Origin of the sequence: Micromonospora eburnea, from assembly GCF_900090225.1 — a bacterium.
Taxonomy (GTDB): Bacteria; Actinomycetota; Actinomycetes; order Mycobacteriales; family Micromonosporaceae; genus Micromonospora; species Micromonospora eburnea.
Genome location: NZ_FMHY01000002.1, coordinates 2,069,181 through 2,087,009, shown reverse-complemented (window position 1 = coordinate 2,087,009; position 17,829 = coordinate 2,069,181). Strand labels below are relative to the sequence as shown.

Sequence of the window (17,829 nt, the reverse complement as noted above, 5' to 3'; positions counted from 1 at the left end):
AGACCCGGGGACGGCGACGCCGACCCCGGGAAGCCCAGGCGACGGCTGACGATGCCAGCGGCCGGCAGGGGCCTCCCCGTCCCGCGCGCTGTCTCCCATCCGGACTGTCTGGGGGCGGACGAGCCGCACCCCAACCGTCGGCCCCGGATTCTCACCAGGTCCACCTTCCGGCCGAAGCCGTCCGGGTCGCGGGCTTACCACGGTCGGGCCGTGGATCACCGCCGGTTCGGAATTTCACCGAGCCCCGCCAGCGCGTGGTGGGTATACCGAAAGTCTTACACGCCGAGTGGGGGGCAGCGCCAGAGAGGCGAGCTACCTCACAGCGAGGAATGCCCGGTTCAGGTGACCCCGCGCCGGCGGTCGACCGCGACGTACGACCCGGGCTGGCTCTTGGCGACCGTCTTCATCTCCGAGGCGACGGCGATCGCCTCCAGCGGGCTGGTGAAGCGCTTGCCGGAGTCGGAGAGGGAGACCCCGATGGAGAGGGTGACCAGGGCGGCCCGCCTGATGTTGCCCCGCCGGTCCTTCAGCTCGACGAAGCCGCGCTCCCGGTCGGTGGGGTCGTAGAGGGCGTCGGCGGCCTTCTCGAAGTCGACCACCGCCCGGCTGGTCAGCGGCCGGACCTGGTTGGGAGCGCAGACGATGACGAAGTCGTCGCCGCCGACGTGGCCGAGGAACGCCGGTGGCAGGCCGATCGACACCACCGCCCGGTGCAGGCTGCGGGCCAGGGCGGAGATGAACTCGTCGCCCCGGACGAAGCCGTACCGGTCGTTGACGCTCTTGAACCGGTCGATGTCGATGTATCCGACCGCGTAGTCGACCCCGCTGCGTACCCGGTCGCTGATCTCCCGCCGGATCCGGCTGTTGCCGGGCAACCCGGTCAGCGGGGAGACCTCACGGAACTCCTTGTTGCGGCGCAACGTGGAGCTGACCCGGGCGACCAGCTCGGCGGTGTCGAAGGGTTTCACCAGGTAGTCGTCGGCGCCGGCGCTGAGGCCGTTGACCTTGTCCACGGTCATGCCCTTGGCGGTCAGCATGATCACCGGCAGCGCCGAGGTCATCGGGTCGGCGCGCAGCCGACGGGTCAGCTCCAGGCCGTCGATGCGCGGCATCATCAGGTCGACCACGGCCAGGTCCGGCCGGTGCCGCTCGATCACCTCAAGCGCCTCCTGGCCGTCGGCGGCGTGCAGCACCTCGAAGCCGTGCAGGCGCAGGTTGAACTCGACGAACCGCGCGATGTCCTCGTCGTCGTCGACGACCAGGACGACATCGGGTCGCTCGTCGGCCGAATCCACGTCAGCCGCCGTGGGCCGCGCGTTCCGCCAGGCCCCGCAGGCGGCGTACCGCCTCGGCGGGATCGTCGGCGCCGTAGACCGCGGTGCCGGCGACGAAGGCGTCCGCGCCCGCCGCGGCGGCCTGCTCGATGGTGTCGGCGGCGATCCCGCCGTCGACCTCGATCCGCAACTCCAGATGGCCGCTGTCCACGTGCCGCCGGGCGGTGCGCACCTTGTCCAGCAACTGCGGGATGAACCGCTGCCCGCCGAAGCCGGCCTTGATCGTCATGATCAGCAGCGTGTCGAAGCTGGGCAGCAGCTCCAGGTACGGCTCGATCGGGGTGTCCCGGTCGATCGCCAGCCCTGCCTTCGCCCCGGCCGAGCGGAGGTCCTTGGCCAGCGCCACCGGGTCGTCGCACGCCTCGGCGTGGAAGGTGACGTTGTACGCCCCGGCGTCGGCGTATCCGGGGGCCCAGCGCCGCGGGTCCTCGATCATGAGGTGCACGTCGAACGGCAGCTCGGTCGCCGCACGCAGGCTCTGCACCACCGGTAGCCCGATGGTCAGGTTCGGCACGAAGTGGTTGTCCATGACGTCGACGTGGAGCCAGTCGGCGGCGTGTTCGACGGCACGGACCTCGTCGGCGAGGCGGGCGAAATCGGCGGCCAGGATGCTCGGCGCGACGATCGGCGGCGGTACGGTCACCGGGCCAGTGTACGAACGCCGCCGTTCGCTGTCGGCGGCGCGGCCCCGGTGCCGTATGCTCCACCGCCGTGGGGTGAGGTGTAGGGAAGGGCCCCTTACTGACGCCTCGGTGGAGAAGGTCCCCTTCTCATCAGCACCAGGCGGCGCACGCCACTGTGGACGGGGAGGTCGGGTGCGATGCGGCGATGGTGGACGGCGGCCGCCGTGGGTGCGACGGCGGTGCTGGCGCTGGCCGGCTGCGGCGCCCCGGCCGGGGTGGACCGGGATCTGACCGACGACTGGCCCGCCTTCCCGGCCGTCGAGGGATTCGTGCCGGAGTCCGGGGTCTGCCACGCCACGATCCAGGAGGTCGGATACCTCAGCGGCTACGGCCCGATCGACTGCACCACCTCGCACCGCGCCGAGACGCTGCACGTGGGGACGCTGACCGGTGCGGACGCCGGCCGGAGCACTCCCCCGAAGGCCGGGTCGACCGGGATGCGGACCGCGCACGCCGAGTGCGACCGGCAGGTCAGCAAGGCCGTCGGCGCCGACTGGCGCTCGGGACGGCTGCTGCTCACGGTCGTCTTCCCGTCGACGCAGGCCTGGGGCGGCGGGGCCCGCTGGTTCCGCTGCGACCTCTCCGAGGTGGACAGCCTGGACGACGCCAACGTCACCCTGCGCAGCGCCAGCCTGCGTGACGCCCTCGCGCCGGGCTCCCCGCTGGCGCTGGGCTGCTTCGAGCCGAAGCTCAACAAGGACGACATCGAGGAGATGCGGCCGGTCGCCTGCACCGCCAAGCACCACGCCGAGTTCGTCGGCGTCTACCCGTTCCCCGACGTCACGTACGCGGAGTTCCAGCGCAGCTCGGAGCGGGCGCACAAGGCGTGCCGCGGGCTGACCGCGACGTACGTGAAGGTGCCCAACGACGGCAACCTGCAGTACCGGGCCGGCACGATCATCTACCACCCGCTCGAGGCGGAGTGGAACGACGGCAACCGCGGGGTGCAGTGCTTCCTCTGGCTGAGCGACCGGGCGCTGACCCGCTCGCTGAAGGGCGCCGGCAACAAGGGGCTGCCGGTCCGGTGACCGGGGCCGGGTGGGACCGTCGCTGCCGGTCGGCCCCACCCCGCCCGCAGTCGGTCAGCCGACCTGAAGCGTCACGTCGTCGATGACGAAGCTGGTCTGCAACAACGTGTCCTCCACGCCGGTCCACTTCAGGGTCACCGTCTGCCCGGCGTACGCGGCCAGGTTGAAGGTGCGCTGCGTGTAGCCGCTGGCGGCGTTGAGGTTCGAGTACGTCGCCAGCGTGGTCGTGCCCACCTGGACGGTCAGCTTGTCGTACGCGGTCGACGAGGTGGTCTCCGCGGTGTCGATGTGCAGCCAGAACGCCAGGGTGTAGCTGGCGCACCCGGTCGGGAGGGTCACCGACTGCGACAGCGAGTCGGTGTGCGACGTCCCGTACCCGTCCAGCCACGCCTTGTACGAGCCGGTCCGCGCCGGCTGCCCCTGGGCGTTGGTGATCACGCCCGAGGTCGCCGTCCACGGCGTGCTGCCGGACTCGAAGCCGCCGTTGCCGATGAGCTGCCCGCCGGTGCAGCCGCCGGTGCCGGTCACGGTGAGGCTGTAGGTGGTGCTGTGGGTCGTCGGCCCGGTGCCGATGACCGTGATGGTGTACGTCCCGGTGGTCGCCGTCAACGAGGCGCTGACCGTCATGGTGGCCGAACCGCCCGAGGTGACCGAGGACGGGCTGAACGACACCGTCACCCCGCTGGGCGCGCCGGTGGCGGAGAGGCTGACGGTCTGGGCGCTGCCACTGGTGGTGGCGGTGCTGACGGTCGCGGTGGTGGCGCTGCCCCGGACCACGCTGCCGGAGGTCGGGTTCACCGAGATGGAGAAGTCGTTGGTCGGGGTGCCGCCGACCGCGAGCTGCCAGATCGCGTACGCGACACCGTCCGCGGCCCGGTCGAGGATGGTCGCGTTGATGTTGCCGGTGGTGTCGCACGCCTTGTGGTAGCAGGAGTCGTACGCCGCCCCGGCGGTGCCGCCCCACTTGCTGGCCTGCGCGGACGTCTTGGTGTAGCTGGCGCCCGCCGCGTAGCCGGAGGTGGGGATGCCGGCGTTGGCGAACGAGTAGTCGTCGGAGCGGCCCTGCCCCTCGGTGTTCTCCTCCGGCTGGAGGCCGAACGAGTCCCAGTACGCCTTCAGCGGCGCGGCCGTGGTCGAGGTGACCCGGTTGATGAAGTAGCCGCCGTTGGGCGAGGCGACCATGTCGAAGTTGTAGTACGCCTTGATGTAGCTCTTCTGGGTGGCGCTCAGCGAGTTGACGTAGAACTTCGAGCCCTGCAGGCCCTGCTCCTCACCGTTCCACCAGGCGAACCGGACCCGCTGGGTCATGGTCGGGTTCTGCTGCGCCAGCACCAGGGCGTTCTCCAGCAGGGTGGCCGAGCCGGAGCCGTTGTCGTTGATGCCCGGGCCGGCGGCGACGCTGTCCAGGTGGGCGCCGAACATCACGATCTGGTCGGCCGGGCCCTGCGGCCACTCGGCGATCAGGTTGCTCGCCGGGTAGGTGCAGCTGGTGCAGGTCTGCTCGGTGACGCTGTAGCCGGCGGCCTGGAGCTTGGACTTCACGTAGCTCACCGAGGCGGTGTAGCCGGCCGAGCCGGCCCGCCGGTTGCCGCCGTTACTGGTGGCGATGGTGTTGAACTGGGCCAGATGGGCCTGCACGTTGGTCACCGAGATGTCCGGGGCGGCCAGGGCGGTCGGCGCGGCCGCCGGGGCGGGGGCGGCGGAGGCGGAGGTCCCGCCCAGGGTCGCCGTCATCGCGGCGAAGAGGGCGAGCGCGAGGCCCGCGGTCGGGGTGCGACGTCTCATGGAGACTCCTCGTGGGGGTCAGCGGGGCGAACGGGATGGGCGCGACCCCTGGGCTCGGGTGAAGCCCGGGTGCCGACGAACCAGCGATCGGAACACTTACATGTACCGATCTACCGAGTCAACGGAACACCCCATCCCGCGTACCCACTCCCCCGCCAGGATGGCCCCACCCCCCACCACCACGCCCCCGCCCGCTGATCAAGGAGTTTGCGTCGCGGCGCGTCAGTTTCCTGACGCGAACTCCTTGATCAACTTGTCAGGGTGGGGGGCGGGGGGTGGGGGTCAGCCCTTGCGGAGGAGGGCCAGGAACATGGCGTCGGTGCCGTGGCGTTGGGGCCACAACTGCACCGTGGGCCCGTCCCCGAGCCCCGGCATGCCGGCCGGCAGCAGTGGCCGGGCGTCGACGAAGTCGACCGGGAAGCCGCAGCGACGTGACGCCTCGGTCACCGTCACGTGCGTCTCCACGACATGCGGGGAACAGGTGACGTACGCGACCAGCCCGCCGGGCCGGACCGCCCGCAACGCCGCGGTGAGCAGCTCCCGCTGCAGGCGGGTCAGCGGCGGCAGGTCCGACGGCTGGCGCCGCCAGCGGGACTCCGGCCGGCGCCGCAGCGAGCCGAGCCCGGTGCACGGGGCGTCGACCAGCACCCGGTCGAAGTGCCCCTCCGGCAGCTTCGGGTCGGCACCGACCGTCCGCCCGTCGGTGTTCAGCACGTTCACCGGCAGGCCCCGGGTGGCCTGGGCGACCAGCCGGGCCCGGTGCTCGGCGACCTCGACCGCGGTGAGCCGGGCGTCGCGCTGCGCGGCGAGCGCGCCGAGCAGGCCGGCCTTGCCGCCCGGGCCGGCGCACAGATCCAGCCAGCGGCCGTCCGGGCCGTCCAGCGGCGCGGTCGCGAGGACGTTCGCCACCAGCTGGGAACCCTCGTCCTGGACATGGGCGCGCCCCTCGGCCACCGCCGGCAGGTCCCCCGGCGCACCGCCGGACAGATAGACCGCGTACGGCGAGAAGGCGCCCGGGGCGCCGCCGACCTCGTCGGCCAGCTCCACCGGATCGGCCAGGCCCGGGCGGGCGCACAGGTGTACGGGCGGGCGCTCGTTGTCCTCGATCAGCAGGCGCGCGGTCTCGCCCAGGTCGCCGCCGAGCGCCTCGGCGAACGCCCGGACGATCCACTGCGGATGGCTGTACGCCAACGCCAGGTGGCCGATCGGGTCGGTCTCCGCCGACGGGGCGAGCTTGGCCACCCAGCCGTCAAGGTCGCGGGTGGCCACCTCGCGGAGCACCGCGTTGGCGAAGCCGGTGGCCCCGGGGCCGACGGCCCGCACCAGGTCCACCGTGGAGGAGACCGCCGCGTGCGCCGGCACCCGGGTGTGCAGGAGTTGGTACGCCCCGAGCCGCAGCGCGTCCCGCACCGGCGGGTCGATCCGCTGCACGTCCCGGCCGGCCGCGTCGGAGATGATCGCGTCCAGGGTGCCGGTGTGCCGCAGCGTGCCGTAGGTCAGCTCGGTGGCGAACGCGGCGTCCCGCCCGGTCAGCCCCTCGTCCCGCAGCATCGCCGGCAGCACCAGGTTGGCGTACGCGTCGTCCCGGTGCACCGCCGCGATCGCCTCGTACGCGACGTGCCGGGGCAGGTCGACGGCCGGCCGTGCGGGCCGGCGGTCGCCGAAGCGCCCCTCCCGCGCCGGCCGGCCGGGGCGCTCGGCGCGCTCCCCGCCGACGGGCCGGCCCTCGCGGGACCGCCCGCCACCGAACCGGCCGGCGTCGTCGGCGCGCGGGCCGGACCCGTACCGGGAGCCACGCCCGGCGGCGCGCTCGCTGTCCCGGGGCCCGCGGGCGTCGCGGCTGTCGGCCGACCCGCCGCGCGGACCGTCGACCGAGAAGCGGTCGCCCCGGGGCTCGGACGTCCCGGTCACTCGAACACCTCCCCAGCGGCGACCCGGGCGCCGCGCGCCCAGTCGCTCGCCGACATGGCCTTCTTGCCGGCCGCCCGCACCTCACCGAGGCACACCGGGACCGTGGCGGTGCCCGCCAGCACCCGGGACTTCTCGACCAGCAGCTCGCCGGGCTTCAGCTCGGGGCCGTCGGTCAGCGGGGTGACCGGACCGAGCTTCACCCGGTCGCCGCGGAACGTGGTCCACGGGCCGGGCGCCGGGGTGCAGGCGCGAACCCGGCGGTCCACCGCGAACGCCGGGTCGACCCAGCGGATCCGGGCGTCCTCGACGGTCAGCTTCGGCGCGAGGGACACCCCGTCGGCGGGCTGCGGCACGGCCCGGGCGGTCCCGGCCTCCAGCGCGTCCAGGACGGCCACCAACAGTCCGGCGCCCGACCGGGCGAGCCGGTCCAGCAGATCCCCGGAGGTGTCGGTGGCGCGGATCTCGTCGGTCACCGTGCCGTACACCGGCCCGGTGTCCAGCCCCTCCTCCAACTGGAAGACACTGGCTCCGGTCAGCTCGTCGCCGTGCAGCACGGCATGCTGCACCGGGGCCGCGCCGCGCCAGGCCGGCAGCAGCGAGAAGTGCAGGTTGATCCAGCCATGCCGGGGGATCTCCAGCGCCACCGGCGGCACCAGCGCGCCGTACGCGACCACCGGCACGCAGTCCGGGGCCAGCTCGCGGAGCCGGTCCAGGAACTCGGGCTCGCGGGGCTTCGCCGGGGTGAGCACCTCGACGCCGTGCGCGTCGGCCCACGCGCCGACCGGGGAGCGGACCAGACCCCGCCCGCGCCCGGCCGGCGCATCGGGACGGGTGACCACGGCCAGCAGCTCGTGGCCGGACGCGGCGATGGCGTCCAGGGCGGGGACGGCGACGGCCGGCGTGCCGGCGAAGACCAGACGCATCCGCCTCACCGCCCCAGGCCGAACGGGCTGCCGGCGGCGTGCGGGCTGAGCTTGACGGTCGGCGGCGCGTCCGGGTCGTACCACTCGGCCTGGCGGATCGCCTTCATGGCCGCCTTCCGGCCGGCCGGATCCAGCCGGTCGACGAAGAGGACCCCGTCGAGGTGGTCGGTCTCGTGCTGGACGCAGCGGGCCATCAGCCCGGTGCCGACGATCTGCAGCGGATCGCCGTGCCCGGTGAAGCCCTTGGCGATGACGTTCTGCCGACGCTTGGTGTCGAAGTAGAGCCCGGGGATGGACAGGCAGCCCTCCGGGCCGTCCTGCTCCTCCTCGTCGGGGAACTCCAGCACCGGGTTGACCAGGTGCCCGACGACGTCGTCCACGTCGAAGGTGAACACCCGCAGGCCCACCCCGAGCTGCGGCGCGGCCAGGCCGGCACCGCCCCGATCGCGCATCGTGTCGGTCAGGTCGGCGATCAGCCTGCGCAGCTCGGCGTCGAAGTCGACTACCGGGTCGGCCGGCGTGCGCAGCACCGGGTCCCCGAACAGACGGATGGGCTGGACGGTCACGCGGGGTGGCTCCTTGTCTGGAACGGGTGCGGCCGTACCAGTCTACGGAGTCGCCCCCGCCGCCCCTGCCGGCGTGCCGCGATCGGTGCCCGACGCCACGCCACCCCCGACGATCTCACCGAGAGTGACGGACGTGTGGGCCGGGACGCCCGGCTCAGGCACCGGTGCCCGGCTCCCCCGCGAGCACCGCGTCGCCACCGAGCAGGGCGTGCTCGGGCAGCGGGAGCTGGATACCGTGCGCGGCCGCCCAGTCGTGGATCACGCTGGGACGGGCCTGGGCGGCGAAGTAGTCGATCGCGCTCATCCCGCCGACCACCGGCTCGTCCACCTCGCCCACCAGCCTGGCGGGAACCAGCGGGAAACCGCTCTGCAGGGCGGCGCTGAGCCGCCGGTGGCCGTCCACCACGAAGAAGTACTCACCGGTGTAGCCGATGGTCAGCGGGGGCAGGGCCTCGTCGCCCGCCTCGGCCACGTCACCCACGAACTCGGAGTCCCAGAGGCCGCGAAGGGTGGCGATGTCCTCCGTCGGGTAGACCCGGGCCGGGTCGAGCAGCAGCAGCGGGTTGCCCTCGCGCAGCACCTCGGCGCCGAGCCGCCCCTCGTAGACGTCGATGACGTGCTGGATCACCTGCTCCGGGTTGGCCCGCGTGGTGTCGCAGATCAGGTCGTAGTTGCGCAGCAGGGCCTTGTCGACGCCGTACCGGACGATGAACCGGCCGCGCTCGCTCTCGCTGCGCTCCTTGAGCTTGGTCCGGGCCTCCTCCAGGGAGGTGTAGCTCTCGGCCGGGCCGGACGGGCGGGCGAGCACCCGCCGGGCCGCCTCGGTCGGCTCGGTGATCATGTGCACCTTGAGCGCGTCGGTGAAGAAGTGCCAGGCCAGCCGGGAATCCATCACCAGCCGCTCGCCGGAGGCGGCGATGTCCCGCTGGAGCTGGTCGACGTACCCGTCGACGGCCTGGTCGAGCTCGGCGTGCAGGTTGAGCTGGAGGGCGGTCATCTGCCGCTCCTGGGCCATCTGCCGGTAGAGGTCGCCGACGCTGACCCGGCGCAGCCCCAGCCGCTTGGCGATCTCGACGGAAACGGTGCTCTTGCCGCTGCCGAGGTCACCGTTGAAGACGATCGATTGACGAACGGTCACGAGTGGTCCACCCCTGCTCACCGGCTGGTTGACATCATCGATTCGGCGCCGGCTCGACGTACTGCCGCCTGTGTCGCGGCCAGCCTCCGGCAACTCCAGCCCGGCGCGTCTGACGCCGCGCCGTGACCTGGAGTCATCGTGCGTCCGGGCATGACGGGCGATGTTATCACGCGGTCTCCACCCATTTGCCGGACGAGGTGTGCGACAACCGTGCTGGTCAGCGCGGTGGGGTGCCGGGCCGACCAACAGGGCTCACCCGGATCGACCGCGCCGGGCCGGTCAGAAGAGGCTCAGCGGGTCGACCTGGAGCCGGACCGGATCGACGGCCTTGCGGGCGGTACGCTGCCCGGCGGCCGCGTGCAGCGCCTCGGCGAGGGCGGCGGCGCGGGCCCGGGGCACCCGAACCAACATCCGCTCCCGTCCCTCGTCGGCGGGTACCGGGCCGAGCACCTCGGCGCCGGCGGGCAGCCGGGCCCCGGCGAGCAGGTCCGCGACCGCGTCCGCCGGACCGGTCACGCTGGCCATCCGGACCGCCGGCGGGAAGCCCAGCTCACGCCGTTCGGCCAGCTCCCGGGCGGCGAACCAGGCCGCGTCCCAGCGCAGCAGCGCCTGCACCGGCGCGAGGCCGCCGTCGGCGACCACCACCACCCGGCCGCCCGCCGCGCCGGGCCGGGCCAACGCGACCGCGGCCAGCCAGCGGCGCAGCGCCTCCTCCCCGGCCCGCAGATCGGCCCGGGTGAGCAGGGCCCACGAGTCGAGCAGCAGGACCGCGCCGTAGCCGCCGTCGGCGACCGGTTCCGCGCCCGGGGTGGCGATCACCAGGCCGGCCCCGCCCGGCACCACGCTCAGCACCTCCTCCCGTCCGGAGGTGCGGACCGGCACGCCGGGGAAGGCCCGACCCAGCTCCTCGGCGGTGCGCCGGGCGCCGGTGACCGCGGCGCGCAGCCGCCGCCCCCCGCACTCCGGGCAGGCGTACGCGGCGGCGACCCGGCCGCACCAGCGGCAGGCCGGGACGCCTTCGGCGGCGGGCAGGGCGAGCGGTCCGGCGCAGTGCGGGCAACGGGCCGGCATACGGCAGTCGGCGCAGGCGATCGAGGGCAGGTAGCCGCGGCGGGGCACCTGCACCAGCACCGGCAGGTCGGCGCGGAGCGCGTCCCGGGCGGCGGTCCACGCCAGGCTGGGCAGCCGGGCGGAGGCCGCCCCGGGGTCGCGGGCGAGTTGCGGGTCGTCCCCGGTCGGCGCGATCGCCGGCATCCGGGCGCGTACGGTCGCCCGGTCGGCGACCACCTCCCGGGCCCAGCGGGTCTCCACCAGCAGCTGCGCCTCGGCGGTCCGGGCGTACCCGCCGACCAGGGCGGCCGCCTCACCGAGCTGGGCCCGGGTGAGCAGCACCTCCCGGGCGTGCGGATAGGGCGCCCGAGGCTCGGCGTGCAGGTCGTCGCCGTCGTCCCAGATCGCGACGAGGCCGAGCCGGTCGACCGGGGCGAACATCGCCGCCCGGGTGCCGATCACCACGGGCACGTCGCCCCGCCGGGCGGCGAGGAAGGCCCGGTACCGGCGGGCCGGACCGAGCGCGGCGGAGAGGCAGACGTGCCGCCCCGGCCCGAGGACGTCGGTCAGGGCGGTGTCGAGGCGTTCCAGGTCCCGGGCGTCAGCCACCACGACGACCGCGCCCCGGCCACCGGCGACCACGGCGGCGACCGCGTCGGCGTACCGGGCGGCCCAGTCCTCGCCGGGCAGGGCCGACCAGACCGCGCGGGGCGCCCGCCCGTCGGTGAGCGCGCGCAGCAGGGCGGGACCGGCCGGATAGTCCCGCCACCCGCGCGGGTCCACGGCCTCCGGGGTGCGTCCGCCGTCGGCCGGGCCGGAGGGCCCGGTGTCTTCCTTCTCCACCCGGGCGTGCCGAGGCGGGACGGCCAGCCGGAGCACGTCGGCGAGGCTGCCGGCGTACCGGTCGGCGACCGCCCGGGCCAGCCGGGCCACCTCCGGCGCCAGCACCGGCACCGGGGAGACCACCTTTTCCAGGTACAGGGGGCGGGGGTGGTCGGACTCCGCGACGCGCTCCAGCAGCCAGCCGGCGACGAGCTGGCCGGCGAAGCGCACCTTCACCCGTACCCCGGGCTGCGCCTGGGCGTCCAACTCGGCCGGCACCAGGTAGTCGAACTGCCGGTCGAGGTGGGCCAGGGGAAGGTCCACGCAGACACGAGCGACCGGCGACCCCTCAGCGGGTCGCCGGTCGCTGCGCCTGGTGCCGGTCAGGCTCCCGCGGCCGACTTGAGGTCGGCCGCCCGGTCGGTGCTCTCCCAGGTCAGGTCCGGCAGTTCCCGACCGAAGTGGCCGTAGGCGGCGGTCTGCTGGTAGATCGGGCGGAGCAGGTTGAGGTCCCGGATGATCGCGGCCGGGCGCAGATCGAACACCTCGGCGACGGCCTTCTCGATCGAGGCGACCGGCACCGTCTCGGTGCCGAAGGTCTCGATGAAGAGGCTCACCGGGTGCGCCTTGCCGATCGCGTACGCGACCTGCGCCTCGCACCGCTCGGCCAGGCCGGCGGCGACCACGTTCTTCGCCACCCAGCGCATCGCGTACGCGGCGGAGCGGTCCACCTTGGACGGGTCCTTGCCGGAGAACGCGCCGCCGCCGTGGCGGGCGTACCCGCCGTAGGTGTCGACGATGATCTTCCGGCCGGTGAGGCCGGCGTCGCCCATCGGCCCGCCGATCTCGAACCGCCCGGTCGGGTTGACCAGCAGCCGGTAGCCGTCGGTCTCCAGGCCGAGGCCCTCCAGCTCCGGGGTGATCACGTGCTCGCGGATGTCCGGGGTGAGCAGCGACTCGAGCGAGATGTCCGCGGCGTGCTGGCTGGAGACCACGACGGTGTCGAGCCGGACCGGGCGCAGCCCGTCGTACTCGATGGTCACCTGGGTCTTGCCGTCCGGCCGCAGGTACGGGACGGTGCCGTCCTTGCGTACCGCGGCCAGGCGCCGGGCCAGCCGGTGCGCGAGCGCGATCGGCAGCGGCATCAGCTCGGGCGTCTCGGAGCAGGCGAAGCCGAACATCATGCCCTGGTCGCCGGCGCCCTGCGCGTCCAGCGCGCTCTCCGACGAGCCGGTACGCAGCTCGAAGGCGTTGTCGACGCCCTGCGCGATGTCCGGCGACTGGGAGCCGATGGAGACGCTGACCCCACAGGACGCCCCGTCGAAGCCCTTCTTGGACGAGTCGTAGCCGATGTTCAGGATGGTGTCCCGGACGATGGTCGGGATGTCGGCGTACGCCTTCGTGGTGACCTCACCGGCGACGTGCACCTGGCCGGTGGTGATCAGGGTCTCGACCGCGACTCGGCTGTGCGGGTCCCGGGTGAGCAGCGCGTCGAGGATGCCGTCACTGATCTGGTCGGCGATCTTGTCCGGGTGGCCTTCCGTGACCGATTCGGACGTGAAGAGACGTGTCACGGCACTCCTAAGCATGTGAAAACTTCTAGAAAGGTCGCTCGGCGGCAGTTTAGTCACCGCGATCCCAGCGTGACCCCGGGAACGGAAGGTGCCAACCGTCAGGATTGCTCAATCAGGCGAGCGTGCACGAGGTCCCAGACGGCATCGGCCAGGTCCTCCTTGGGCTGTTCGGGCAGCCGGTGCACCGAGTCGTCCGCACCGATCACGGTGGCGGCGTTGGTGTCGGCGCCGAAGACCTTGTCCACGCCGACCTCATTGATCACGATGAGATCCGCCCGCTTCCGGGCGAGCTTGGCCCGGCCGTTGGCCTCGGCGTCACCGGTCTCGGCGGCGAAGACCACCAGCACCTGCCCGGGCCGCCGGCGCTGCCCCAGCTCGGCGGCGATGTCCGGGTTGGTGACCAGCTCGATGGTCGGCGCGCTGCCGTCCTCCGCCTTCTTGATCTTACCGGTCGCGTAGCTGGCCGGACGGAAGTCGGCGGGGGCCGCGGCCATCACCACGACGTCCGCCTCCGCGGCCGCCGCCAGGGTCGCCTCGCGCAGCTCCTCGGTGGTGCCCACCCGGACCAGGTCCACCCCGGCCGGATCGGCGAGCGCGACGTTGGCCGAGACCAGGGTGACCCGGGCGCCCCGCGCGACGGCGGCACGGGCGAACGCGTACCCCTGTTTGCCGGAGGAGCGGTTGCCCAGGAAGCGCACCGGGTCGAGCGGCTCCCGGGTGCCGCCGGCGGTGACCACCACGCGCCGGCCGGCCAGGTCGGCCGGGGCGTCGACGCCCCGGGCCAGGGCCCGACGGGCGACCGCGAAGATCTCCGCGGGGTCGGGCAGCCGGCCCTTGCCGGTGTCCTTGCCGGTGAGCCGCCCCACGGCGGGCTCGATCACCCGCACCCCCCGGGACCGCAGGGTCGCCACGTTGGCGACGGTGGCCGGGTGCTCCCACATCTCGGTGTGCATGGCCGGGGCGAGCACCACCGGGCAGCGGGCGGTCAGCAGGGTGTTGGTGAGCAGGTCGTCGGCGAGGCCGTGCGCGGCCTTGGCGAGCAGGTCGGCGGTGGCGGGGGCCACGACGACCAGGTCGGCGTGCTGCCCGAGGCGTACGTGTGGCACCTCGTGCACGTCCGACCAGACGTCGTCGGCGACCGGCTGCCCGGAGAGCGCGGCCCAGGTCGGCGCCCCGACGAAGCGGAGCGCCGACGCGGTCGGCACGACCCGGACCCGGTGGCCCGACTCGGTGAAGAGTCGGAGCAGCTCACACGCCTTGTAGGCGGCGATGCCACCGCCGACCCCGAGAACGATCTCGGCGGACATCGACGCGGACGGGGCTACGGCTGGTCGGTCGGCTCGGCGGTGAGCAGGCCCGCGTTGATCTCGCGCATCGCGATGGAGAGCGGCTTCTCCTGCGGGGTGGTCTCCACGAGCGGGCCGACGTACTCCAGCAGGCCCTCACCGAGCTGGCTGTAGTAGGCGTTGACCTGGCGCGCGCGCTTGGCGGCGAAGATCACCAGAGCGTACTTCGAGGTCGTCTTCTCGAGGAGCTCGTCGATCGGCGGGTTGGTGATGCCCTCGGGGTTGGTGGCGATGGATCCCACGAATTACCTCTGCGTCTCGTGCACCGCCCGGGGGCGGTGGTCTCTCAACCGCTCGGGCGCGGTTGGGCCGGAGCCAGGAAGGAAGAACCGAGCAAGCCTACCAGCTCCTCCGCCGCACGCTCCGTGCGGTCGTGCACCACGGCGTGTGCGAAGGCGGCCGCGACGGCCGGGTCCGGCCGGTACGCCGGCGGGGCGAGCAGCACCAGCTCCGCATCCGGCACCACGGCCCGGACGGCGAGCGCGCCGGGCAGGTCCAGCGGCAGCAGCACCGGCCGTCCCACGGCGAGCCGGGCCCGCACGCCCGCCCGCGGCACCCCGCGCCGGTACGGCCCGATCCGGCACCATTCCAGCAACTCGTCGGCGGCGATCATCCGATCGAACTCGGCCGCGTCGAGGAAGATCCGGTCGACGCCGTCCACCTCGCCGGGGCACGCCGGTCGGGTGGTGGCGGCCACCGGCACCCACAGAGACGGAAAGCGCGCCCGGACCCGCTCGACGACACTCTCCCCGCCGGCCCCGGAAGGACCGGCCAGGACAGTGAGCCGAGCCGCCGGGCGCGCCTCGTCATCCGTGCTCACCGCTTGTTTCTACACGGTGCGGCGTTCAGTTGGCGGCGAACTCTCCAAGCAGAGCCTTGCGCTGCTGCTCGCCCAGGCCGCGCAGGCGACGGCTGTCGGCGATCTTGAGCTTCTCCATGATCTGGGTGGCCCGGATCTTGCCGATGCCCGGCATCGCCTGGAGGACGGCCGACACCTTCAGCTTGCCGACGACGTCGTTCGACTCGGCCTGCTCAAGGACGGTGGCGAGGCTGGTCTTGCCCTGCTTGAGGTCCTCCTTCAGCTTGGCACGGGCCTTGCGGATCTCCGCGGCCTTCTCCAGCGCGGCAGCGCGCTGCTCGGGGGTCAATGACGGGAGCGGCACCAGTTCTCCTCAGGTCCCTAACGCGGCGGGCGGTAGTTTCCGCCGCTTCTGTGAAACGTGGTGTCGCTGGCAACCAAAGGGGTCCGTGGTTCCCAGCGCGGGGAAAACTAGCGGTCAACGGAGTTTTCGGCAACGTGGGCGCGCGATGATCATCGTAAAGTGACCGAGCCGTCAGTCAGTCACCGACCGCCAGCGCGGCCCGGCAGTCGGCCAGCGCCCGCTCGGCGGCGGCGCGCAGGGCGGCCGGGTCCGGCCCGGCGAGCAACACCTCCCGGGAGTACGACGGCAGCACCGAGGGCAGGCTGGGGCCGAACACGGTACGCAGGTCGGCGGCCGTGGCGCCCTGCGCGCCCAGTCCGGGGGCGAGCAGGGGACCGTTCACCGTGGAGAGGTCGTGGCCGGTGTCGCCGACCGTCGCGCCGACCACCAGACCGAAGCTGCCGAGCGGCTCGGCACCCCGGTTGAGCTGGGAAATCTCGTCGATGACGGTCTGCGCCACGGTCCGCCCGTCGGCTCCCACGGCGCGCTGCACGGTGGCGCCCTCCGGGTTGGAGGTGAGCGCCAGGACGAAGACCCCGCCACCGTGCGCGGCGGCCACTTCGAACATCGGCGCGAGCGAACCTACTCCCAGGTAGGGGCTCGCCGTCACCGCGTCGGCATACAGGGGGCTGGATGGATCAAGGTACGCCGAGGCGTACGCGCTGACCGTCGACCCGATGTCGCCGCGCTTGGCGTCGAGGACAACGAGTGCCCCGGCATTTCGCAACTGTCGGATAGTTGACTCAAGGACCCCGATTCCTCGCGACCCGAAGCGCTCGAAGAAGGCCGACTGCGGCTTGACCGCCGCGACCCGGTCACCGAGCGCCTCCACCACCGTCCGGCTGAACCGGTCGAGGCCCTCGACGTCGTCAGCGAGCCCCCAACGGGCCAACAGCCCCGGATGCGGGTCGATACCCACGCAGAGCGGTCCCCGCTCGGCCACGGCCCTGTGCAGGCGGGCGCCGAAGCTCTCCATCGCGACTCTCCTTCTCCTCGCGCGGCGTCGCGCCGCGGTCCGCGTCGACGGGTACCCGGGCACGCCGTCGTCGTCCTGCCCCGCCCGTGCGGGCGGTCGTTCCGTCCCCGGCCCGCGCGGCCCGGTCGGCGACCCGGCGGCCAGAAACGGCCGGGATACGGCTCAGCCGGCCTTGACCGCCGCCTCGACGCCGGCGACGATCCGCGCCACGTCCGCCGGATCGGTGACGTACGGCGGCATGGTGTAGACGAGGTCGCGGAACGGCCGCAGCCACACGCCCTGCGCGACCGCGGCGGCGGTCGCCCGGGGCAGGTCCACCTCGTGGTCGAGCTGGACCACACCGATCGCGCCGAGCACCCGTACGTCGGCCACGCCGGGGACGCCGCGCAACGGCTCCAGGCCGGCCCGCAGCCCCTCCTGGATCTCCGCCACCCGGCCGGCCCAGTTTCCGGCCCGCAGCAGGCCCAGGGAGGCGTTGGCGACCGCACAGGCGAGCGGGTTGCCCATGAAGGTCGGACCGTGTGCCAGCACCCCGTCCGCCGAGATGCCACGGGCGACCTCGGGGGTGCAGAGCGCGGCGGCCAGGGTCAGGTAGCCGCCGGTGAGCGCCTTGCCGACGCAGAGCACGTCCGGGGTGACCCCGGCGTGTTCGGCGGCGAACATGGCGCCGGTCCGGCCGAAGCCGGTGGCGATCTCGTCGAAGACCAGCAGGATGCCGTGCGCCCGGGTCACCTCGCGCAGCACCCGTAGGTAGTGCGGATGGTGGAAACGCATCCCGCCGGCGCCCTGCACCACCGGCTCCACGATCACCGCGGCCAGTTCGTCGGCGTGCCGCTCCACCGCCTCCACCAGGGCCGCCTCGTACGCCGGCTCGGGCGGGGTGTCGAAGCCGCCCGGCGGCACCGGCGCGAAGACCTGCCGGGGCAGCACGTCCCCCCAGAGGTGGTGCATGCCGCCCTCCGGGTCGCAGACGCTCATCGGGTGGAACGTGTCGCCGTGGTAGCCACCCCGCCAGGTGCCCAGCCGGCGCCGCTCCGGCCGCCCGGTGGCCCGCTGGTACTGCAGGCACATCTTCAGCGCGACCTCGACGCTGACCGAGCCCGAGTCGGCCAGGAAGACGTGCTCCAGGCCCTCCGGGGCCAGCTCGACCAGGGTTTGGGCCAGGCGTACCGCGGGCTCGTGGGTGAGGCCGCCGAACATCACGTGGCTCATCCGGCCGAGCTGGTCGGTGACGGCGGCGTCCAGCACCGGGTGGCGGTAGCCGTGGATCGCCGCCCACCAGGACGACATCCCGTCGACCAGTTCCCGGCCGTCGGCCAGTCTCAGCCGTACGCCCTCGGCGCTCTCCACCACGTACGGCGGGCTGGCCGGCGGCAGCGCCGCGTACGGGTGCCAGACGTGCCGGCGGTCGACGGCGAGGATCTCCTCGGGTGTCACGCGCTCTCCTTGTCCTCGCGGTGGCGCGGCCCACCCCGGGGCGGGCCGCCGCCG

At 73.5% G+C, this 17,829-nt stretch carries 16 protein-coding genes and 1 riboswitch; of the genes, 1 reads left to right on the top strand and 15 read right to left on the bottom strand.

The genetic code is table 11. The features are described from left to right. Window positions 1-83: 83 nt before the first annotated feature. Window positions 84-256: riboswitch (FMN riboswitch) on the bottom strand. Window positions 257-338: 82 nt separating this feature from the next. Both GA0070604_RS09845 and rpe read right to left on the bottom strand, forming a co-directional pair. Continuing rightward, on the bottom strand, window positions 339-1,295 hold the full coding sequence (locus GA0070604_RS09845; protein ID WP_091117584.1) for a GGDEF domain-containing response regulator: 957 nt from the start codon (window positions 1,293-1,295) through the stop codon (window positions 339-341). A 1-nt stretch (window position 1,296) separates the two neighbouring features. Beyond that, on the bottom strand, window positions 1,297-1,977 hold the full coding sequence (gene rpe / locus GA0070604_RS09840) for a ribulose-phosphate 3-epimerase (RefSeq protein ID WP_091117581.1): 681 nt from the start codon (window positions 1,975-1,977) through the stop codon (window positions 1,297-1,299). A gap of 177 nt (window positions 1,978-2,154) precedes the next feature. Here rpe and GA0070604_RS09835 point away from each other — a divergent pair, with 177 nt between their 5' ends. After that, window positions 2,155-3,045, top strand: coding sequence for a septum formation family protein (locus GA0070604_RS09835; protein WP_091117579.1), 891 nt, complete (start codon window positions 2,155-2,157; stop codon window positions 3,043-3,045). A 54-nt stretch (window positions 3,046-3,099) separates the two neighbouring features. On the opposite strand, the gene GA0070604_RS09830 is transcribed toward GA0070604_RS09835, so the two are convergent. The 13 genes from GA0070604_RS09830 to GA0070604_RS09770 all read right to left on the bottom strand — a co-directional run bounded on the left by GA0070604_RS09830 (window position 3,100) and on the right by GA0070604_RS09770 (window position 17,775). Next, the gene (locus GA0070604_RS09830; protein ID WP_091117576.1) at window positions 3,100-4,830 is read right to left on the bottom strand and encodes a M28 family peptidase; all 1,731 of its coding nucleotides are present in this window, start codon (window positions 4,828-4,830) and stop codon (window positions 3,100-3,102) included. 282 nt (window positions 4,831-5,112) lie between these two features. Continuing rightward, window positions 5,113-6,741, bottom strand: a complete 1,629-nt coding sequence (locus GA0070604_RS09825; protein WP_244161806.1) for an RsmB/NOP family class I SAM-dependent RNA methyltransferase — start codon at window positions 6,739-6,741, stop codon at window positions 5,113-5,115. Beyond that, window positions 6,738-7,664 (bottom strand): methionyl-tRNA formyltransferase, encoded by a 927-nt coding sequence (fmt, locus tag GA0070604_RS09820; RefSeq protein WP_091117573.1) that lies wholly within the window; start codon window positions 7,662-7,664, stop codon window positions 6,738-6,740. The genes GA0070604_RS09825 and fmt overlap by 4 nt, the downstream gene beginning before the upstream one ends. A 5-nt stretch (window positions 7,665-7,669) precedes the next feature. Further along, on the bottom strand, window positions 7,670-8,230 hold the full coding sequence (gene def, locus GA0070604_RS09815; RefSeq protein ID WP_091117571.1) for a peptide deformylase: 561 nt from the start codon (window positions 8,228-8,230) through the stop codon (window positions 7,670-7,672). Between the two features lie 154 nt (window positions 8,231-8,384). Continuing rightward, the gene (locus GA0070604_RS09810) at window positions 8,385-9,368 is read right to left on the bottom strand and encodes an AAA family ATPase (RefSeq protein ID WP_091117568.1); all 984 of its coding nucleotides are present in this window, start codon (window positions 9,366-9,368) and stop codon (window positions 8,385-8,387) included. A gap of 279 nt (window positions 9,369-9,647) precedes the next feature. Then, window positions 9,648-11,564 carry a primosomal protein N' gene (locus tag GA0070604_RS09805; RefSeq protein WP_091117565.1) on the bottom strand — a complete coding sequence of 639 codons (1,917 nt, stop codon included), beginning with the start codon at window positions 11,562-11,564 and terminating at the stop codon, window positions 9,648-9,650. A 59-nt stretch (window positions 11,565-11,623) separates the two neighbouring features. Further along, window positions 11,624-12,829, bottom strand: a complete 1,206-nt coding sequence (metK, locus tag GA0070604_RS09800; protein ID WP_091117563.1) for a methionine adenosyltransferase — start codon at window positions 12,827-12,829, stop codon at window positions 11,624-11,626. Window positions 12,830-12,912: 83 nt separating this feature from the next. Next, a complete protein-coding gene (gene coaBC / locus GA0070604_RS09795; RefSeq protein ID WP_091117560.1) occupies window positions 12,913-14,121 on the bottom strand; it encodes a bifunctional phosphopantothenoylcysteine decarboxylase/phosphopantothenate--cysteine ligase CoaBC in 1,209 nt (402 codons plus the stop codon). A 14-nt stretch (window positions 14,122-14,135) separates the two neighbouring features. After that, window positions 14,136-14,402: a DNA-directed RNA polymerase subunit omega gene (gene rpoZ / locus GA0070604_RS09790; protein WP_013285517.1), complete on the bottom strand. Its 267-nt coding sequence runs from the start codon at window positions 14,400-14,402 to the stop codon at window positions 14,136-14,138. 44 nt (window positions 14,403-14,446) lie between these two features. Further along, window positions 14,447-14,980: a nucleoside/nucleotide kinase family protein gene (locus GA0070604_RS09785; RefSeq protein ID WP_091117557.1), complete on the bottom strand. Its 534-nt coding sequence runs from the start codon at window positions 14,978-14,980 to the stop codon at window positions 14,447-14,449. Between the two features lie 25 nt (window positions 14,981-15,005). Continuing rightward, window positions 15,006-15,323 (bottom strand): integration host factor, actinobacterial type, encoded by a 318-nt coding sequence (gene mihF, locus GA0070604_RS09780; protein WP_073835268.1) that lies wholly within the window; start codon window positions 15,321-15,323, stop codon window positions 15,006-15,008. A 175-nt stretch (window positions 15,324-15,498) separates the two neighbouring features. After that, window positions 15,499-16,338, bottom strand: coding sequence for an orotidine-5'-phosphate decarboxylase (pyrF, locus tag GA0070604_RS09775; protein WP_091117554.1), 840 nt, complete (start codon window positions 16,336-16,338; stop codon window positions 15,499-15,501). A gap of 162 nt (window positions 16,339-16,500) precedes the next feature. Continuing rightward, window positions 16,501-17,775: an adenosylmethionine--8-amino-7-oxononanoate transaminase gene (locus GA0070604_RS09770; protein ID WP_091117551.1), complete on the bottom strand. Its 1,275-nt coding sequence runs from the start codon at window positions 17,773-17,775 to the stop codon at window positions 16,501-16,503. Between the last annotated feature and the right edge of the window lie 54 nt (window positions 17,776-17,829).

Coding starts and splice junctions, on each gene's coding strand:
- pyrF (WP_091117554.1), bottom strand. CDS start 16,338: ATGGAGAGCTTCGGCGCCCGCCTGCACAGGGCCGTGGCCGAGCGGGGA.
- GA0070604_RS09830 (WP_091117576.1), bottom strand. CDS start 4,830: ATGAGACGTCGCACCCCGACCGCGGGCCTCGCGCTCGCCCTCTTCGCC.
- coaBC (WP_091117560.1), bottom strand. CDS start 14,121: ATGTCCGCCGAGATCGTTCTCGGGGTCGGCGGTGGCATCGCCGCCTAC.
- GA0070604_RS09835 (WP_091117579.1), top strand. CDS start 2,155: ATGCGGCGATGGTGGACGGCGGCCGCCGTGGGTGCGACGGCGGTGCTG.
- fmt (WP_091117573.1), bottom strand. CDS start 7,664: ATGCGTCTGGTCTTCGCCGGCACGCCGGCCGTCGCCGTCCCCGCCCTG.
- metK (WP_091117563.1), bottom strand. CDS start 12,829: ATGCTTAGGAGTGCCGTGACACGTCTCTTCACGTCCGAATCGGTCACG.